Source organism: Photobacterium minamisatsumaniensis, from assembly GCF_050336695.1.
In the GTDB taxonomy this organism is placed as follows: Bacteria; Pseudomonadota; Gammaproteobacteria; order Enterobacterales; family Vibrionaceae; genus Photobacterium; species Photobacterium minamisatsumaniensis.
Genome location: NZ_JAKJSI010000010.1, coordinates 247,439 through 265,459 on the forward strand (window position 1 = coordinate 247,439; position 18,021 = coordinate 265,459).

An 18,021-nucleotide genomic window follows, 5' to 3' on the forward strand; every position below is an offset into this window, starting at 1 on the left:
AGAGTCCTTAATTATGATGTAACAGTCGCTAATATAATCAGATAGCCAGCGATTTCTGAAAGTTGTTGTGCTGCGCCTAAGCAGTCACCGGTATACCCCCCAAGTTGCTTGTTGAACCAGCGACCACAACCCGTGCGTACAATGGCTAATACCACCATTAAGCACAGGGCAGTATTGAGGGAGAATAAGAGTAATATAATTAAACTGGTTAAAATTAAAACCCACAAATCGTACTGGCTTTGCTCATTTGCCAAGGGTTTAACTTTACTTTGCTCATCAAGCCGTACATAGGGGTAACTGAAGATTAGACTCGCTGCCACCGCTCGACTAAGTGTGTGCATAGCGACTAATGATAAGGCGGTTAGGGTGACACTGTGGCTAGCGATGGCACTCAGTGTTGCCCACTTTAGTCCAAGAGCGATGAAGAGTGCTGAAGCACCATAAGTCCCAAGGCGTGAGTCTTTCATTATGTCGAGCTTTTGTTCGGGGTTCCAACCACCGCCAAACCCGTCAAAGACATCTGCGAGTCCATCTTCATGGAACGCGCCTGTGAGTAGTAAGCTAAAAGCCATCGATATGGCGATAGCGATAGAGATCGGTAAAACGCTCTGCATCAATAGGAAAAGTAGCGCCGTGAGTACACCGATAAGTGTTCCGACAAGGGCGAAGTAACGGTTAGCTTGATTAAGGCGTTCTGATGAATAAGGAATGTTATCCGGAATAGGAATACGGGTAAAAAAAGCAAGCGCTACTAAGAATATTTGCCATTGTTGCTTCATGAAGGTGTTCCGGTTAATGCAATTAAGTGCTTAAATATTGTTAATGCGGCCATTTTAACAAATTAGTGATACCAGCTTAACTAAAATATCGAGTAAACTATTTTATGGTATATCGTTCTTTTTAATGGGAAGTGTAAATGCGCACAATGATGTTGTTGGCCGCTTTGAGTGTCATGGTAGGTTGCTCTAGTCGTTTACCGACAGAACAAGAACAGGCGGAAAGCCTGATTGAACGCAAACAAGATTTAGTTGAAGTCGAGTACATTGAAGATGCAACAGGTTTACAGTGGGTCTCTCCAGAATTAAAGTCATCTTATTATCGGCAGTTGCAGATTGAACCTGTCGGTTTGAACCAAAAAGCCAAAGCAGATCATCAGCTACCTAGCTTTGTATTGGAACGAGTATCTGCACGTTTAACTGATATCTTAAAGCAAGAACTCTCTAATGGTGTACCGATAGTTGAAAGCCCAAGTGGACGTACTGCCGTTCTGCGGGTTGAAATAACCCGCGCAAGTACAGATTTCGAAGATTTGAAAATTACAGAAGTGCTACCTTATGGGGCACTGATTGGTGGGGCTAAAGCGTTGCTGGGTACCCGTGATCGTAATGTACGTATTCTTGTGGAGTCTCAGCTATCAGACAGTCTTTCTGGAGAATTGTTAGCAGAACGTGTGAGTGTGTTGTTAGCCAAAGATGTTCTAGAGAATGACACCGTTCAGCTTGAATATGAGCAAATTAAAGAAACGGTAGAGCGGTTTACGCAAGACATTGTCCATTTTATACGTATGACGGCTTATACTGCGAAGTTAAATGAGCAGAGTGAAGAAGGGTAGCCTTTAATTAAGTGATCCTTAAGCCTTTGCTTGGGGTGTGTTTGCCCGATAGATCAAGGAATAGATGAATGGCTTTTCAAATACTGGTCGTATGCATGGGTAATATTTGCCGCTCCCCAACAGGTGAAGCGGTGTTGCGTAGCAAAGCGTTGCGGCGAGGAATGACGTTAACGGTTGACTCTGCTGGTACGATTGGATATCACCAAGGCAGCAAGCCTGATCGACGCTCTACAGAAGCTGGTGAGGCGAGGGGATATCAGTTTGATACTATTCGTTCCCGTAAAATTAAGCTCGAAGACTTTGAACGATTTGATCTTATTTTAGCTGCTGACAATGCGAACTTAGCGGACTTGAAGGCTATATGCCCAAACGTTTATCAATCGAAAGTAAGGTTATTTCTAAGCTATAGCAATAACAACGACGTTGAAGAGATCCCAGACCCTTATTATGGCGGCCAGAATGGATTTGAGGTCGTGCTCGATTTAATTGAAGATGCCTCAGATGCTGTACTCGATAGCATCAGTTAATCAAAGCTGTGCAACACAAATGATACAGACAAAAACGCCCGCATTTGCGGGCGTTTTTTATGAGTTGGCGGTTGGTGTGGCTTACCCGCCTAGGGTATCTGTCGCAACTTTATAAGTTGGATCTTCCATCATGTTTACTTCGACCAAGTTGCCAGCTTTTTTCAGTAGAGAGCGGCACTCAGGGCTTAAATGACGAATGTGCAAGGTTTTACCTTGAGTCGCATAGCGTTCCGCAATGGTATCGATAGTCTCAATTGCAGAGTGGTCGGCAACGCGTGATTTTGCAAAATCGATAATAACGTCACTTGGGTCGTTTTTAGCATCGAAAAGCTCAAGGAAGTGAGACGCTGAACCGAAGAACAGTGGACCATTTACTTCATAGACTTTTGAGCCATTTTGATCGATGTGGCTTGAGGCATAGATTTGTTTTGCATGTTCCCAAGCAAAGACTAGTGCAGAGTAAATTACACCAACAATAACAGCCATAGCAAGGTCGACAGCAACCGTTACACCAGTCACAAGGATGATAGCGAAAAAGTCATGTTTAGGTACTTTGCGAGCCATTTTAAGGCTTGCCCACTCAAAGGTGCCAATAACAACCATGAACATGACGCCAACAAGCGCTGCTAGTGGGATCACTTCAATTAAAGAAGAACCAAATAGAATGAATAGTAGTAGACCAACAGCACCAGATATACCTGATAGTCGACCACGGCCGCCAGAGTTAATGTTGATCATTGATTGACCAATCATCGCACAGCCGCCCATCGCACCAAATACTGAACAAGTCACGTTGGCAACGCCTTGGCCCACACATTCACGGTTACCTTGTCCGCGTGTTCCTGTCATTTCATCAATAACTGTCAGGGTTAGTAGCGATTCAATCAGGCCTACCGCTGCCAAGACTAAAGAATAAGGCAGGATGATGCTTAAGGTTTCCATGTTGAAGCCAACATCAGGAATGGCAAATGTAGGCAGTGAACCTGCTAGTGTCGCACTGTCGTTACCACTCATGCTGCGAACGAAGTCGATCACGGTACGAGTATCAAGACCAAGGCCGTGCACCATAACTGTAACAGTAATAATTGCAACAAGTGATGATGGCACAGCTTTGGTCAGTTTTGGCAAAAAGTGAATAATGCCCATCGTTAATAGAACTAAGCCAAGCATGATGTATAGCTCAGTACCTTGCATCCACTGCAGTGCACCAGAAGCATCCGGCACTTTGAATTGGCCTAGTTGGGCGAGGAAGATAACAATTGCTAGACCATTAACAAAACCGATCATTACCGGATGAGGCACCATCCGAATGAATTTACCGAGCTTGAAAATACCTGCCAGTATTTGGATAACACCTGCAAGCATAACGGCGGCAAATAGGTATTGAATACCGTGCTCAGCGACCAAGCTCACCATGACAACAGCCATAGCGCCCGTTGCACCCGAGATCATACCCGGACGACCACCAATAACGGCTGTAATGAAACCGACGATAAAGGCAGCATATAGGCCAACCATAGGGTCAACGCCAGCAACGAAAGCAAAAGCTACAGCTTCCGGTACCAGTGCTAACGCAACAGTAAGCCCAGAAAGGACGTCATTTTTGACGGATTGTCGCGAAAATTGAGGGAATTCGAACATGTTATTCAGTTTTTATCCGGTTCTGGTGGGTTTAGCCGGGTTGCATCAGTGCATCCACTTTTAAAAGAGCTAATAAGTTGGAGGATCCTACAGAAAGATGTGAGATGGTTCAACTTTCAAGTTGAATTTTTACCCGTAGCAACAGTGATTGTAAGGAAGGGTGTGAGTTCTGGATATTTTATGAATTATGTAATTAGTGATTTCTAWTCGTCTCATTATGTAAATATTAAATTTTGATTAAATGACTTATCAGAATGGGGTTGGCTTAGGGACGTAGCTAGTTGCTGGAAAATGAAGGTAAAAAAAAGCCATGCTAATAAGCATGGCTTTTAAGTGCTGTTAAGCAAATTTACCGTAGGTTATAGCATTAACCTAGAGGCTTGCTCATTGGCGCTTGAGCACTATTCGTTGCTGTTTGGCTACCCGCTTGGCGAGCTGCAAAACGTGACTCACGAAGTGGCGCTACCGTTACAACTTCAGCGTTTGCATTTTCAGCAGGTGCAGGAGCTTTAACCGTAGGCGCAATAGCATGGCGACCACGAGGTGCTGTTGCAGTAACAAGCGGTGCTTCAACCTTCGCAACGACTTCTACAGGCGTTACAGCTGGTGCTGCTTCTTCTAGTACAACAGGCGCTTCTTTAGTAACCGGAGCTACCACTGGTGCTTCTTCTGCAGTGACGCTTTCGGCAGCTGCAGTTTCAACCACTGGTGTTTCTTCTACTGAAGGTGTTGCAATCACTTCTACTGCTGTATCAGCACTTACAGGTGCTTCTTCACGTAGAGGGAATGCTTTACCCATCGCGAGCTCAGGTTGAGCAACACCACCTAGAGCAGATGCTGTTTCAACAACTTCTGCTGCTGGCGCTTCTGCTACAGGTGCTTTAACTGGTGCTTCTGCAACCGGTGCTGCTTCTTCAACTGCGGCAACAGGTACCTTCTTAGCGCTCTGCCAAACTTTACCCATCGCCATTTCTGGTGATGCAACGCCTGATACTGGACGTGATGACGTTGGTTTTTCAACAATCGTTACCACATTTTCGATGTCATTCAATGTATCAGTTGCTTCTTCAACAGCATGACCAACAGCGTCGGTTACCATTTTTTCCATGTTATCGCCATTTTCAGGGCGGTTATCACGGATGCGACGGCGACGTTGACCGCTTGCTCGTAGGTGACGAGGAGAGCGACGATTACGACGTTGGCCGTTTTCTTGCTCGCCTTTTTCACCTTTTTGCTCAGCTTGATCATCAGTTGCTTTGGCTTCTTGAGCCACTGCAGTTCCAAGCTCTTGAATCGGAGAAGGGGTTTGAACCGCTTCTTCAACAACAGGTGCTGCAATAACTGCTTCGACAGGAGTCTGCTCTTGTTCATCAATAAAACGAACCTTCTTACGAAGATCGCGGCGTTGACGACGTTGCTTCACCTTACTCGCTTTTTCAAACTCTTGTTCGCGCTTTTCTTCTACTGTTGGCTTAGCCGTTTTATCAGTTTGCTCTTCAGTGTGACGTTGTTGCTTTTGCGCTTGAATGTCTTCACGACGAGACTGGCGCTTTTGCTCTTTGTCTTTACGCTGTTGAACAGGTTTTTCTGATTGTTGCTCTGGCTTGTCCTTCGCTTTTTCATTACGACGACGTTGCTGGCGCTGTTCGTTAGCTTGTTTACGCTCTCCATCTTGGCTTTCAGGGCGTTCTGTACGCTCCTGACGGCCACGGCGAGGTGCGTCTTTAGCATTACGACGGCTATCTTGGCGATCACCACGGCGACCATCTTGGCGTTCGCCACGACGATTGTCTTGGTTACGACGATTGTCTTTACGATCGTTACGACGGGCATTCTGTTTGCTAACGTCTTTTTTCTCTTCCTTTACCTCTGGCTCAGGGCTTGAGAAGAAGTTGGCAATGGCAGAGAAAAGACGGCTAAATAAGCCTGGTTTTTCATCAACAGCAGGTGCAGCAGTCGCTGGTTTTGCTTGTTGCTGAGGCTTAGTAACCTTAGCTTTCGCTTTTTCTGGTGCTTGTTGTGGTGCGGTGAAGCCTTGTAATACAGGTTCTTCACGCTTTTTCACAACACGCTCTTGTGGTGCAGATTCAGCAGCTTCTGCTTCTTTTAACGCATCAAGCGCTTTTGGAAGATGGTATGACAATGTGTCATGTTCATCACCACTACGAACACGAACCACTTCAAAGTGAGGTGTTTCCATGTCGGCATTCGGTACGATAATTACACGTACATCGTGAGACTTTTCAATGTGCTGTACAGAGCGACGTTTCTCATTTAATAAATAAGAAGCAATGGCTACGGGCACAATGGCTAGTACTTGCGATGTATTATCTTTCAGTGCTTCTTCTTCGATTAGACGAAGGATTGACAGAGATAGAGATTCACTATCACGAATAACACCAGTACCAGTACAACGAGGACACACATGGTGACTTGCTTCAGCCAGTGATGGGCTTAGGCGCTGACGCGACATCTCAAGCAGGCCAAAGCGTGATATACGACCAATCTGAACGCGAGCGCGGTCCATTCGAACTGCTTCACGTAGACGGTTCTCTACTTCACGCTGATGACGTACAGGCGTCATATCAATAAAGTCGATAACAACTAGGCCACCAAGATCTCGAAGACGTAATTGGCGAGCAATTTCGTCTGCAGCTTCAAGGTTTGTATGAAGTGCTGTTTCTTCAATATCGCCACCCTTTGTTGCACGGGCAGAGTTGATATCGATCGATGTAAGTGCTTCTGTAGGATCGATAACTATTGAACCACCTGATGGCAGACGAACTTCGCGCTGGAACGCGGATTCAATCTGATTCTCAATTTGGTAGTGGTTAAATAGTGGTGTATCCGTGTTTTCATACAGTTTCACACGCGACAAAAAGTCAGGGCGAACTTGCTGAATATGATCATGTGCACGATCAAAGATTTTTTTGCTATCAATAACAATCTCACCGATATCACGGCGAAGATAATCACGAATAGCACGTGCAATGACATTACTTTCTTGGTGGATCAGGAACGGTGCAGGTGCAGAATCTGCTGCATCTTTAACGCGATCCCAGTGGTTAAGTAGATAGTTAAGATCATACTCTAGGTCTTCAGCTGACTTGCCAACACCCGCAGTACGAACAATTAAACCCATTCCCTGAGGAAGTTCTAATGTGCTTAGTGCTGCTTTAAGTTGGGTACGCTCTTCACCTTCGATTCGACGAGAAATACCGCCAGCTCGAGGGTTATTAGGCATTAGGACAAGGTAGCTACCTGCTAGAGAGATGAATGTCGTAAGGGCTGCACCTTTGTTACCACGCTCTTCTTTGTCAACCTGAACAATTACTTCCTGACCTTCCTTTAGCACTTCCTTAATGTTAGGACGGCCTTGATAGGTATAGTCAGAAGGGAAATAATCGCGGGCGATTTCTTTAAGAGGTAGGAAACCGTGGCGCTCTGCACCATAGTCAACGAACGCTGCTTCCAGGCTTGGTTCGATACGTGTGATACGGCCTTTGTAGATATTTGCTTTTTTAGATTCGTGGCCAGGGCTTTCGATATCAAGATCGAAAAGCTTCTGCCCGTCAACTAATGCGACGCGCAACTCTTCCTTCTGAGTTGCGTTAATCAACATTCTTTTCATTATATTGTACTCGTTTTTGTCGTTGTGTTAGCGCATTCAGTGACGAGATTGTATTGATGGTGCCCGACCCCAAGTCTGATCTAAAAATGCAACCTCACGGCTGGAATTCAGGGGTGCTATATGGCAACACGTTGTATCCAACTAGTATCAAGATGATTAAATCTGAAAAATATACAGCTGGCTCACCGTATCTCACGGCGGTATCTCTCACACCAATAAAAAAAGTCAGTAAAAACACTAAAAAACACTCCGAAGAAATTAACGTCTTACGCCATATGCTGCGCTTTTCGTCAGAGCGGTATATAAAATAGTCACTTGGGTGGTAATCTGCTCACCCTGTTAACAAAGTAGGCTTTTTTTCCTACTCTTGCAGGCAATGATAGCAGGGTGGCTTTTTTGCGGCAATCTGCTTTGTGTAAGAGTTATGCTTAAAGTCCTTAAAATTGATGAGTTAGTTGTTTTTGTAAGAAAGCTTAGATGAAATAGATACAGGAAGGGTTATCTCTTTTATTCACTTTTGTATACAATGCTTGGCTATGAAAGATGATAAACCTCAAGTGCACTTCATCGAAATTACCGATGACTTTGCCGGCCAGCGGATCGATAACTTCCTTCTCGCAAGGCTTAAAAACGTACCAAAAAGTATGATTTATCGCATCTTGCGTAAAGGCGAAGTGCGAGTAAATAAAAAACGTATAAAACCTGAATATAAATTACAAGACGGCGATCTTGTTCGGGTACCACCGGTTAGAGTACCGGAAAAAGAAGATAAGGCGCCGATTAGTACAAAGCTTGATAAAGTTTCAGAGCTTGAGTCGTGCATTATTTATGAAGACGACCATATGCTGATTCTAAATAAACCGTCAGGTACTGCGGTACATGGTGGTAGTGGGCTGAAGTTTGGCGCGATTGAAGCGTTACGTGCTTTGCGCCCAGACGCACGTTTTTTGGAATTAGTTCACCGTATTGACCGTGATACTTCTGGCATTTTATTGATTGCCAAGAAGCGCTCTGCATTACGTAAACTGCAAGAGCAGTTCCGTAACAAGACGGTGCAGAAGTATTATTTTGCGCTAGTCATGGGTGAGTGGAAGGCAAGTTGTAAAAAGGTGACGGCGCCATTACTGAAGAATGAAGTCAACAGTATCGTGCGGGTTAACCCTAACGGCAAAGCATCAGATACGCGTTATAAAGTGATTGAGCGATTGGATCAGGCGACATTGGTGCAGGCGAGCCCAATAACAGGCCGTACTCACCAAATTCGTGTACATTGCCAGTATGCGGGTCACCCCATTGCGTGGGATGATCGCTATGGTGATCCACGTTTTGATGCTTACACGAAAAAAACGGGACTCAACCGACTTTTCCTTCATGCGGCGAACATTAAGTTCACTCATCCAAATACTGAAGAGTTAATGGATATTAGTGCACCGATGGAGTCAAAATTGGTGAAAGCCGTTGAGCAGTTACGTATTACAGCTAAAAAATAATATAGACGATTTGTAAATTTAGCCGTACTAATGACGTGATGTCGTTGTTGGTGCGCTAAGAAATGAAGCGGCAGAGTTTTCTTTGCCGCTTTTTGTCGTTTCAATGAATGAAACTTACAAAACGGAAACGCCTTGTTTGCTGAGCATTTCGCATAACGCAATCAGGGGGAGCCCAATCAAGGTGTTCGGGTCACGACCTTCTAATTTTTCGAATAAAGCAATACCAAGCCCTTCGCACATGAAGCTACCCGCACAATTAAGTGGCTGCTCACGTTCGACATAGCGGCGGATTTCATCATCGCTAAGCTCGCGGAAGGTCACATGAAAAGGTTCGCAAATGACATCACTGGTTTGAGTGGCTGCATTATATAAGCATAGGCCTGTATAAAATGTGACAGTTTGTCCGCTGGCAGCTTTTAATTGCTCACAGGCTTTTTCAACGGTATGTGGTTTGCCGATGATACGATCGTTAATCACACAAACTTGGTCAGAGCCGATGATTAAATGATTTGGGTGAGCCGGGGCACAAGCGAGTGCTTTGCTTTCAGCCAGCCGACATACAAGCGTTTGGGCTGGCTCATCTATAAGCGGTGTTTCATCAGTTTGCGGCTTAGCTGTATCAAAAGAGAGATGCAGTTTATTAAGCAGTTCTTTGCGGTATGGGGATGTTGAAGCCAGAAGTAACGGTTGAGCCATGATGATTACCGGGTTGTCCAAGGTTGTGGTAGTCTAGCGGCCATAAAGGCTGAGCGCTACGTTATAATGTTAAGTGGCAAGGTCGATTTGTCGTTCACTTCGTTAGATTTTGTGTGTTATTTGCGCACTAGATGGTGTGTTATCAACCTGTTTATTGTCAGTCAGATAACAGACAAAATGGTGGAAGTGCCAGTGCTGAGCTATTGGTTATCAATACAGAGTATATGAATTGATTAAATGCTGTTAATTCACGCACATTTCCTTTGACTCAAACACATTAGAAGGCTAATATTCGCGCCCTATGCAAAAGGTAAAATTGCCGCTAACGGTTGATGCAGTTCGTGCTGCTCAAAAAAAACTCGATTATGATGGTATCATCAAAGTCGAATTACTTGAGCGCCTAGCAGCTTCAACTCAGAGCGTAACACGTGATGCAAACGTCACTTTATCATTTGACTTTGACCAACGTCACTTGGCATTTATGCGCGGTAGCGCTGATGTCGAAGTGGAGTTGACCTGTCAGCGATGTCAGGAAGGTTTCAAACACGTTTATAGTGTTGATTTCTGTTATAGTCCGCTCCTCAAACCAGAGGAAGCAGATGATTTTCCGGAAGCTTATGAGCCGGCTGACGTCGATGAAAACGGTGAAATCAATCTAATTCAAATCGTCGAAGACGAGTTGATTTTAGAGTTACCTCAAATTGCTATGCATGATGACACTGACTGTAAAGCCAGTGGCAGAAACATGACATTTGGTGATATCCCCGTTGCTGATGAGCGTCCGAATCCGTTTGCAGTATTGAAAAATCTAAGTAAGTAATTTAACAGGAGTAGGGTTAATGGCCGTACAAAAGAGCAAAAAATCACGTGCAGCACGTGGTATGCGTCGTTCACACGATGCACTAACAACTGCAGCTGTATCTGTAGATTCTGCAAGTGGTGAAACTCACCTACGTCACCACATGACAGCTGACGGTTTCTACCGTGGCCGTAAGGTTATCAACAAGTAAGGTTGAACCTTGAGTGGTCTTACCGTTGCACTTGATGCAATGGGTGGGGATTTCGGTCCCCAAGTAACAGTGCCTGCCTCCGTGCAGGCATTGTTACAATACCCAGAGCTCAAACTTATCCTTTTTGGTGATCAAAGTGCGATCACGTCTCAACTATCTCTTCTAAACCAATCGAACCACCCTCGACTTAGCATTGTCCATTGCGACCATGTAATCGCCAACGATACCCGTCCGTCTCAAGCTTTACGCCGTAGCCAAGGCTCATCAATGCGTATGGCATTGGAATATGTATCGGAAGGTCAAGCTGATGCTTGTGTAAGTGCCGGTAATACTGGGGCTTTGATGGCATTATCACGCTTTATACTCAAGTTACTTCCTGGTGTTGATCGCCCTGCATTAGTTTCGGCTATTCCCACTCGTACGCAGCATAAAACATGGTTACTTGATTTAGGCGCCAATGTGTCGTGTGATGCAGATACCCTATTTCAGTTTGCTGTTATGGGGACGGTCTTGGCTGAGCAGGGACTTCCTCATTCGCCCAAAGTGGCATTGCTGAATATTGGTGAAGAAGACATTAAAGGTAATGATCTGGTTAAGCGCTGTGCTGAAATGCTGTTAGAGTCGCCAGATATCAACTACACCGGTTATATTGAAGGTAACCAACTTTATAGCGGACAAGCTGATGTTATTGTCTGTGATGGTTTTGTTGGTAATGTTAGCCTCAAGACCAGTGAAGGTGTAGCAAACCTTTTTATCGATAACATCAAAAGTGCCATTTCCCGTAATCCACTCAAGAAGTTAATCGCTAAATGGTTGTTTAGTGACCTATTTGAGAGTTTGAAACAGTTGAACCCCGACCAGTATAACGGGGCGAGTCTGTTAGGATTGCGCGGTATAGTGGTAAAAAGCCATGGAAGTGCTGATACAGCCGCATTTACCAATGCGATTGGTGAAGCGGCACACGAGGTCAAACGGCAAATACCGAGTAAAATCAGTGACCGTTTGGAAGAAGTCTTACTCGAGAGGCATTACTAGTCGTTATGCATAGCAAAATTTTAGGCACAGGCAGCTTTTTGCCTGAACAAGTACGTTCTAACGCTGACTTAGAGCAATTGGTTGAAACCAGCGATGAATGGATTGTTGCGCGTACTGGTATTCGAGAGCGACGCATTGCTGCAGCTGATGAAACGGTTGCCGTTATGGGCTATCAAGCTTCTTTAAACGCGATTGAAATGGCGGGTATTGAAAAAGAAGACATTGATTTGATCATTGTTGCTACGACCAGCGCGAGCCATTCATTTCCTTCAGCTGCTTGCCAAGTTCAGGGAATGTTAGACATTAAAGGCTGCCCAGCCTTCGATATCGCAGCAGCTTGCTCCGGATTTGTATATGCATTGAGCATTGCTGATCAGCATATTAAAACAGGCATGGCTAAGAATGTGCTTGTGATCGGTTCTGATGCGCTATCACACAAGTGTGATCCTAACGATCGTTCTACGATCATCTTGTTTGGTGATGCCGCTGGTGCTGTTGTTATTGGCGCAAGTGAAGAGCCGGGTATTATCTCAACGCACCTTCATTCTGATGGTCATTTTGGTGGTCTCCTTAGCCTTGCTATTCCTGAACATGGTCAAGTATTTAGTGATGATAAATGGTTGTACATGGCAGGTAATGAAGTGTTTAAAGTCGCGGTAACGCAGCTATCTAATTTAGTAAAAGATACGCTAGCAGCGAATAACATGGATAAATCAGAGCTTGATTGGCTGGTTCCGCACCAAGCAAACTTACGTATTATCAAGGCAACGGCGAAGAAATTGTCGATGTCTATGGATCAAGTTGTTGTCACACTTGATCGCCACGGCAATACATCGGCTGCAACGGTCCCTACTGCTTTAGATGAAGCAGTACGTGATGGCCGTATCCAGCGTGGTCAAATGTTGCTGTTGGAAGCCTTTGGTGGCGGCTTTACATGGGGCTCAGCCCTAGTGAAGTTTTAAATTAAATATTATTGAYGACATGAGCTATAACGTTTAAATGTTATAGCTCATGTTGATAAAACAACCTAATAAGGACTCTCGAATGTCTAAGTTCGCGATTGTATTTCCGGGGCAAGGTTCTCAAACCGTTGGTATGCTTGCTGAGTTAGCAGAGCAGTTTGAAATTGTTAAGCAAACGTTCGCTGAAGCTTCTGAAGCGCTGGGTTACGACTTATGGGCGCTAGTGCAAAATGGTCCAGCTGAAGACCTAAACCAAACACACCGTACTCAACCAGCATTGCTTACCGCTTCTGTTGCGATTTGGCGTGTATGGCAGCAGCAGGGTGGTGAACAACCTGTTGTACTAGCTGGACACAGCTTGGGTGAATACTCTGCGCTTGTTTGTGCTGGTGTGATTGACTTTAAAGAGGCCGTTAAATTGGTTGAGCTTCGTGGCCAACTGATGCAAGAAGCGGTACCAGCAGGTGTTGGGGCAATGTCGGCTATTATCGGCTTAGATAATGACGCGATTGCAAAAGCATGTGAAGAAGCAGCACAAGACCAAGTTTGTTCACCAGTTAATTTTAACTCTCCTGGTCAGGTTGTTATTGCCGGTAACAAAGAAGCCGTTGAGCGTGCAAATGTACTTTGTAAGGAAGCGGGCGCTAAACGTGCGTTGCCTCTTCCAGTCTCTGTACCGTCGCATTGTGCACTAATGCAGCCAGCAGCAGATAAACTTGCCATTGCACTTGAAAGCATTGAATTTTCGGCACCAGCATTACCGGTTATTAACAACGCAGATGTTGCAACAGAGACAGATCCTGCAGCAATTAAGCAAGCGTTGGTTAAGCAGCTTCATAGCCCTGTTCGTTGGACTGAGTCAGTTGAGCGTATGGCATCTGAAGGTGTTGAATCTTTGTTGGAACTTGGTCCTGGTAAAGTGTTGACTGGCCTTACAAAACGTATTAATCGTTCACTTAGCGGTGCGGCTGTAAATGATACAGCAAGCCTAGAAGCTGCAAAGTAACGATAATGCTGCCTGCTCTTATTCAACATAATTGGCGGGCAACATAAATAACATAAAAGAGGAATTACAATGAGCCTGGAAGGTAAAGTTGCCCTGGTAACAGGTGCAAGCCGTGGTATTGGCCGTGCTATTGCTGAAATTTTAGTTGAACGCGGTGCTACTGTGATTGGTACTGCGACGTCAGAGAGTGGTGCTGAAGCAATCAGTACTTACTTAGGTGCCAATGGTAAAGGCCTAGCACTTAATGTAACCTCTCCTGAGTCAATTGAAGCTGTGCTTAAGCAGATCAAAGCTGAGTTTGGTGATGTCGATATTTTGATCAACAATGCTGGTATCACACGTGATAATTTGTTAATGCGTATGAAAGATGACGAATGGCAAGATATCTTGGATACTAATTTGACATCGGTCTTCCGTCTGTCTAAAGCCGTATTACGAGCAATGATGAAAAAACGTCATGGTCGAATTATTAGTATTGGTTCAGTAGTCGGTACTATGGGTAATGCTGGCCAAACAAACTACGCCGCGGCAAAAGCAGGCTTACTTGGTTTTACTAAGTCAATGGCGCGTGAAGTTGCTTCTCGTGGCATTACCGTGAATGCTGTGGCTCCAGGTTTTATTGAAACGGACATGACCAAAGCACTAAATGATGACCAGCGAGCAGCAACATTATCTAATGTTCCAGCTGGCCGCCTTGGTGATCCGCGTGAAATTGCTGCAGCAGTAGCATTTTTAGCGTCAGAAGATGCTGGTTATGTAACCGGTGAAACGCTGCACGTAAATGGCGGCATGTACATGATTTAATCAAAAAAGTTGCATAACTTGATGATGCAAGTCAAACTCAACTAGTTTTCAGTGAAAATCGTGGTTTGACCAGCATGTTGAGTATTGCAACTTTTGCAGTATTGAATAAACTACAGCAAATCGCATTAGCGAATTCTTGTTTTAAGGAAATAGATTAATGAGCAACATCGAAGAACGCGTAAAAAAAATCATTATTGAGCAACTAGGTGTGGACGAAGCTGAAGTTAAGAACGAAGCTTCTTTTGTTGACGATCTAGGTGCTGATTCACTAGATACAGTTGAACTAGTTATGGCTCTTGAAGAAGAATTCGACACTGAGATCCCAGACGAAGAAGCTGAAAAAATTACTACAGTACAAGCAGCGATCGACTACGTTGTTGGCGCTTCTGAGTAATTAAGAACTCCCTCCAGGCGGTCACCATGACCGCCTGATTTTCTTTTGAATCCTGTTTCACCCTCAATTCCCGGAGAAATTAATCGTGTCTAAGCGTCGCGTAGTTGTTACTGGCATGGGTATGCTAACACCGGTAGGTAATTCTGTAGAATCATCTTGGAAAGCCCTTTTATCCGGTACTAGCGGTATCAGCACTATTGAACATTTTGATGCTAGTGCATTCGCTACTCGTTTTGCTGGTTTGGTCAAAGACTTCAATTGTGAAGAATACATGACTAAAAAAGATGCGCGTAAAATGGATTTATTTATCCAGTACGGCATTGCAGCAGGCGTACAAGCATTAAAAGATTCTGGTATTGAAGTCACTGAAGAAAATGCACACCGTATTGGTGTAGCTATCGGTTCTGGTATTGGTGGTCTTGGCTTAATTGAAGCAAACCATCAATCATTGATGGAGAAGGGCCCGCGTAAAATTAGCCCGTTCTTCGTACCATCAACAATTGTAAATATGATCGCAGGCCACATGTCTATCATGCATGGTCTTCGTGGTCCAAACATCGCTATCTCTACGGCATGTACTACTGGCCTTCATAACATTGGCCATGCTGCGCGTATGATTGCTTATGGCGATGCAGATGCCATGCTAGCGGGTGGTGCTGAAAAAGCATCAACACCACTAGGCATGGGCGGCTTTGCTGCGGCAAAAGCACTTTCTACCCGTAATGATGATCCACAAGCAGCCTCTCGCCCATGGGACAAAGACCGTGATGGTTTTGTACTTGGCGATGGTGCAGGCATGATGGTTGTTGAAGAATATGAGCATGCAAAAGCGCGTGGCGCTACAATTTATGCTGAGCTTGTTGGCTTTGGTATGAGCGGCGATGCGTTCCACATGACCTCTCCAAGTGCAGATGGTTCTGGTGGCGCTTTAGCAATGGAAGCGGCTATTCGTGATGCTGGCATTAATGCAGACCAAATTGGTTACATTAACGCACACGGTACGTCTACCCCTGCGGGTGACGTAGCTGAAACATTAGGCATCAAGCGTGCGATGGGCGCTGCTGTTGATAATGTTATGGTTTCTTCAACTAAATCGATGACTGGCCACCTATTAGGTGCTGCGGGTTCTGTTGAATCAATTATTACTGCTATGGCACTGGTTGATCAGGCTGTTCCGCCAACAATCAACCTAGACAACCCTGATGAAGGTTGTGATCTGGACTACGTACCAGGTGAAGCACGCCAAGCAAGCTTTGAGTATGCACTGTGTAACTCATTCGGTTTCGGCGGTACAAACGGCTCACTGCTGTTTAAGAAAATCTAAGATAACCTGTGTTATTATAAACGGCTTGGTGTTTCGCACCGAGCCGTTTTTTTATGTTCGAAGAATGGATAAGCGATGATCCTAATTAATGGTGAGTGCCAATCACAAATTGCAGTAACTGATAGGGCTATACAGTACGGCGACGGTTGCTTTACCACTATGTTGGTCGAGCAAGGGCAAGTACAGTTGTGGCCTTTTCATTTAGAGCGGTTAAAAAAAACGGTTCGAGCATTTTCGCTGGCAGAGCCTGATTGGACGAAAGTAGAAGCCAATGTGTTAGAGCTCGCACAGCGTTACCCTGAGAAAGGCGGGATAAAGGTGTTGATCAGCCGTGGCAGTGGCGGGCGTGGTTACAGTACACAAGGCTGTCAGTTAACACAGGTTGTGGTGTCTGATTTCGCGTGGCCTGCACATTATGAGCAATGGCAGCAAGCAGGGATCACCCTAGGGGTATGCCAACAACGCTTATCAATATCGCCTATGTTGGCAGGGCATAAACACTTAAACCGCCTCGAGCAGGTGCTGCTAAAGCAAGAAACTGAACGATTAGGCTTTAAAGATGCAGTGGTACTTGACGCGAACGGGTGCGTGATGGAGTCGGTTGCGTCGAATATCTTTTGGCGTATAGGCCAAACAGTGTATACACCGTTACTTGATCTGTCGGGTGTACACGGCGTAATGCGTCGCCATGTTATCGAGCTTATTAACTCGCTGGGTTATTGTTTAGAGTTTGTCAAAACCCCCGTTGAGCGCTTGCTTTGTGCTGATGAAATCTTTATTACTAATGCCCTGATGGCGTTAGTGCCTGTAAATGAAATAGATGGAATAGAATTTGTTGAGCGCTCAGCGCTTAATGCAATAAACAAGAGGTTGTACACGTGCTAAAGAAGTTGATGATAATGATTGTTCTGTTGGGCGTTATTGCAGCAGGAGCAGCGGGGTGGTCTTACCAACAGGTAAAGCTTTCTCTTGAGCAAACGGTAACAAAGACTGACGATGTATTATTCACAGTCAGAGCGGGCACGTCATACCGAGGCATGCTAAATCAATTAGATAATCAAGGCATTGTGGCGGCATCAACATGGACGCGTTGGATCCCTCGGCTTGAACCACAGTTGGCACAGCTAAAAACGGGTAGTTACCTGATTACAACGGACATGACGTTGCGTGATGTGCTGGCATTAGTTGCAACAGGCCGTGAGCATCAGTTTGCTATTACGCTGGTAGAAGGCGATCGGTTTGTTGATTGGTTGGCTCAACTGAGTGAGGCGCCATACGTAATACATCAGAGTGACGGCATGACAGAAGCAGAGATTGCTAAAGTGATTGGTGCTGATATTGAAAAGCTTGAGGGCTACCTTTTACCTGAAACTTATCATTATACCGTTGGTACAACTGACTTAGAAATATTAACCCGTGCTTATCGAGATATGACAGTGTTACTCGGTGAAGCGTGGGAGGCAAGAGACAAAGACATTCCACTTAAGTCGCCGTATGAAGCACTGATAATGGCGTCAATTATTGAAAAAGAGACCGCAGTCGACGATGAACGCACTATCGTATCAGCGGTATTTATGAACCGTTTGAACAAAGGCATGCGCCTGCAAACGGATCCGACGGTAATTTACGGTATGGGTGATAAATACGAAGGTAATATTCGTAAGCGTGACTTGCGTACACCGACGCCTTATAACACTTATACCATTTGGGGTTTGCCGCCAACGCCGATTGCAATGCCGAGCAAAGCTTCTGTACTTGCTGCGGTACAGCCTGAAGAAAGTGGCTATTACTACTTCGTGGCAGATGGCAAAGGCGGGCATCAATTCTCGACAACATTGACTGAGCACAACCGTGCTGTACGTGCTTACCTAAGAACACTAAGAAAATAA

The 18,021-nt window shown here is 45.0% G+C and carries 17 protein-coding genes; 13 read left to right on the forward strand and 4 right to left on the reverse strand.

All coding sequences use genetic code 11. The features are described from left to right. Positions 1–11 precede the first annotated feature (11 nt). Positions 12–779 carry an adenosylcobinamide-GDP ribazoletransferase gene (locus L4D78_RS01485; protein ID WP_428465292.1) on the reverse strand — a complete coding sequence of 256 codons (768 nt, stop codon included), beginning with the start codon at positions 777–779 and terminating at the stop codon, positions 12–14. Positions 780–916: 137 nt separating this feature from the next. On the opposite strand from L4D78_RS01485, the gene L4D78_RS01490 reads away from it, so the two are divergent. Both L4D78_RS01490 and L4D78_RS01495 read left to right on the forward strand, forming a co-directional pair. Further along, complete coding sequence (locus L4D78_RS01490; protein WP_428465293.1) at positions 917–1,612, forward strand: DUF3313 family protein; 696 nt, start codon at positions 917–919, stop codon at positions 1,610–1,612. A gap of 68 nt (positions 1,613–1,680) precedes the next feature. After that, entirely contained in the window at positions 1,681–2,139 is a 459-nt protein-coding gene (locus L4D78_RS01495) for a low molecular weight protein-tyrosine-phosphatase (protein WP_428465294.1), read from the forward strand. A gap of 81 nt (positions 2,140–2,220) precedes the next feature. Here the strand turns inward: L4D78_RS01495 and L4D78_RS01500 are convergent, their stop codons facing one another. Both L4D78_RS01500 and rne read right to left on the reverse strand, forming a co-directional pair. Further along, positions 2,221–3,780, reverse strand: coding sequence for a SulP family inorganic anion transporter (locus tag L4D78_RS01500; RefSeq protein WP_428455597.1), 1,560 nt, complete (start codon positions 3,778–3,780; stop codon positions 2,221–2,223). A 367-nt stretch (positions 3,781–4,147) separates the two neighbouring features. Then, the gene (rne, locus tag L4D78_RS01505; RefSeq protein ID WP_428465419.1) at positions 4,148–7,402 is read right to left on the reverse strand and encodes a ribonuclease E; all 3,255 of its coding nucleotides are present in this window, start codon (positions 7,400–7,402) and stop codon (positions 4,148–4,150) included. Positions 7,403–7,947: 545 nt separating this feature from the next. Here rne and rluC point away from each other — a divergent pair. Next, positions 7,948–8,901 (forward strand): 23S rRNA pseudouridine(955/2504/2580) synthase RluC, encoded by a 954-nt coding sequence (rluC, locus tag L4D78_RS01510; protein WP_428465295.1) that lies wholly within the window; start codon positions 7,948–7,950, stop codon positions 8,899–8,901. A 114-nt stretch (positions 8,902–9,015) separates the two neighbouring features. Here the strand turns inward: rluC and L4D78_RS01515 are convergent, their stop codons facing one another. Beyond that, on the reverse strand, positions 9,016–9,597 hold the full coding sequence (locus L4D78_RS01515; RefSeq protein ID WP_428465296.1) for a Maf family protein: 582 nt from the start codon (positions 9,595–9,597) through the stop codon (positions 9,016–9,018). Between the two features lie 301 nt (positions 9,598–9,898). Here L4D78_RS01515 and yceD point away from each other — a divergent pair, with 301 nt between their 5' ends. The 10 genes from yceD to mltG all read left to right on the forward strand — a co-directional run bounded on the left by yceD (position 9,899) and on the right by mltG (position 18,021). After that, the gene (yceD, locus tag L4D78_RS01520) at positions 9,899–10,417 is read left to right on the forward strand and encodes a 23S rRNA accumulation protein YceD (RefSeq protein WP_428465297.1); all 519 of its coding nucleotides are present in this window, start codon (positions 9,899–9,901) and stop codon (positions 10,415–10,417) included. 19 nt (positions 10,418–10,436) lie between these two features. Further along, positions 10,437–10,607: a 50S ribosomal protein L32 gene (gene rpmF / locus L4D78_RS01525; protein ID WP_107349559.1), complete on the forward strand. Its 171-nt coding sequence runs from the start codon at positions 10,437–10,439 to the stop codon at positions 10,605–10,607. 9 nt (positions 10,608–10,616) lie between these two features. Further along, a complete protein-coding gene (gene plsX / locus L4D78_RS01530; protein ID WP_428465298.1) occupies positions 10,617–11,642 on the forward strand; it encodes a phosphate acyltransferase PlsX in 1,026 nt (341 codons plus the stop codon). A 5-nt stretch (positions 11,643–11,647) separates the two neighbouring features. Beyond that, on the forward strand, positions 11,648–12,604 hold the full coding sequence (locus L4D78_RS01535) for a beta-ketoacyl-ACP synthase III (RefSeq protein ID WP_428465299.1): 957 nt from the start codon (positions 11,648–11,650) through the stop codon (positions 12,602–12,604). Between the two features lie 82 nt (positions 12,605–12,686). After that, on the forward strand, positions 12,687–13,610 hold the full coding sequence (gene fabD / locus L4D78_RS01540) for an ACP S-malonyltransferase (RefSeq protein ID WP_428465300.1): 924 nt from the start codon (positions 12,687–12,689) through the stop codon (positions 13,608–13,610). A gap of 69 nt (positions 13,611–13,679) precedes the next feature. Beyond that, complete coding sequence (gene fabG / locus L4D78_RS01545) at positions 13,680–14,414, forward strand: 3-oxoacyl-ACP reductase FabG (RefSeq protein ID WP_428465301.1); 735 nt, start codon at positions 13,680–13,682, stop codon at positions 14,412–14,414. Positions 14,415–14,571: 157 nt separating this feature from the next. Further along, on the forward strand, positions 14,572–14,808 hold the full coding sequence (gene acpP / locus L4D78_RS01550; RefSeq protein WP_016961388.1) for an acyl carrier protein: 237 nt from the start codon (positions 14,572–14,574) through the stop codon (positions 14,806–14,808). 85 nt (positions 14,809–14,893) lie between these two features. Next, positions 14,894–16,132, forward strand: coding sequence for a beta-ketoacyl-ACP synthase II (gene fabF / locus L4D78_RS01555; RefSeq protein WP_428465302.1), 1,239 nt, complete (start codon positions 14,894–14,896; stop codon positions 16,130–16,132). 75 nt (positions 16,133–16,207) lie between these two features. Next, positions 16,208–17,017, forward strand: a complete 810-nt coding sequence (gene pabC / locus L4D78_RS01560) for an aminodeoxychorismate lyase (protein ID WP_428465303.1) — start codon at positions 16,208–16,210, stop codon at positions 17,015–17,017. Beyond that, positions 17,011–18,021 carry an endolytic transglycosylase MltG gene (mltG, locus tag L4D78_RS01565; protein WP_428465304.1) on the forward strand — a complete coding sequence of 337 codons (1,011 nt, stop codon included), beginning with the start codon at positions 17,011–17,013 and terminating at the stop codon, positions 18,019–18,021. The genes pabC and mltG overlap by 7 nt, the downstream gene beginning before the upstream one ends.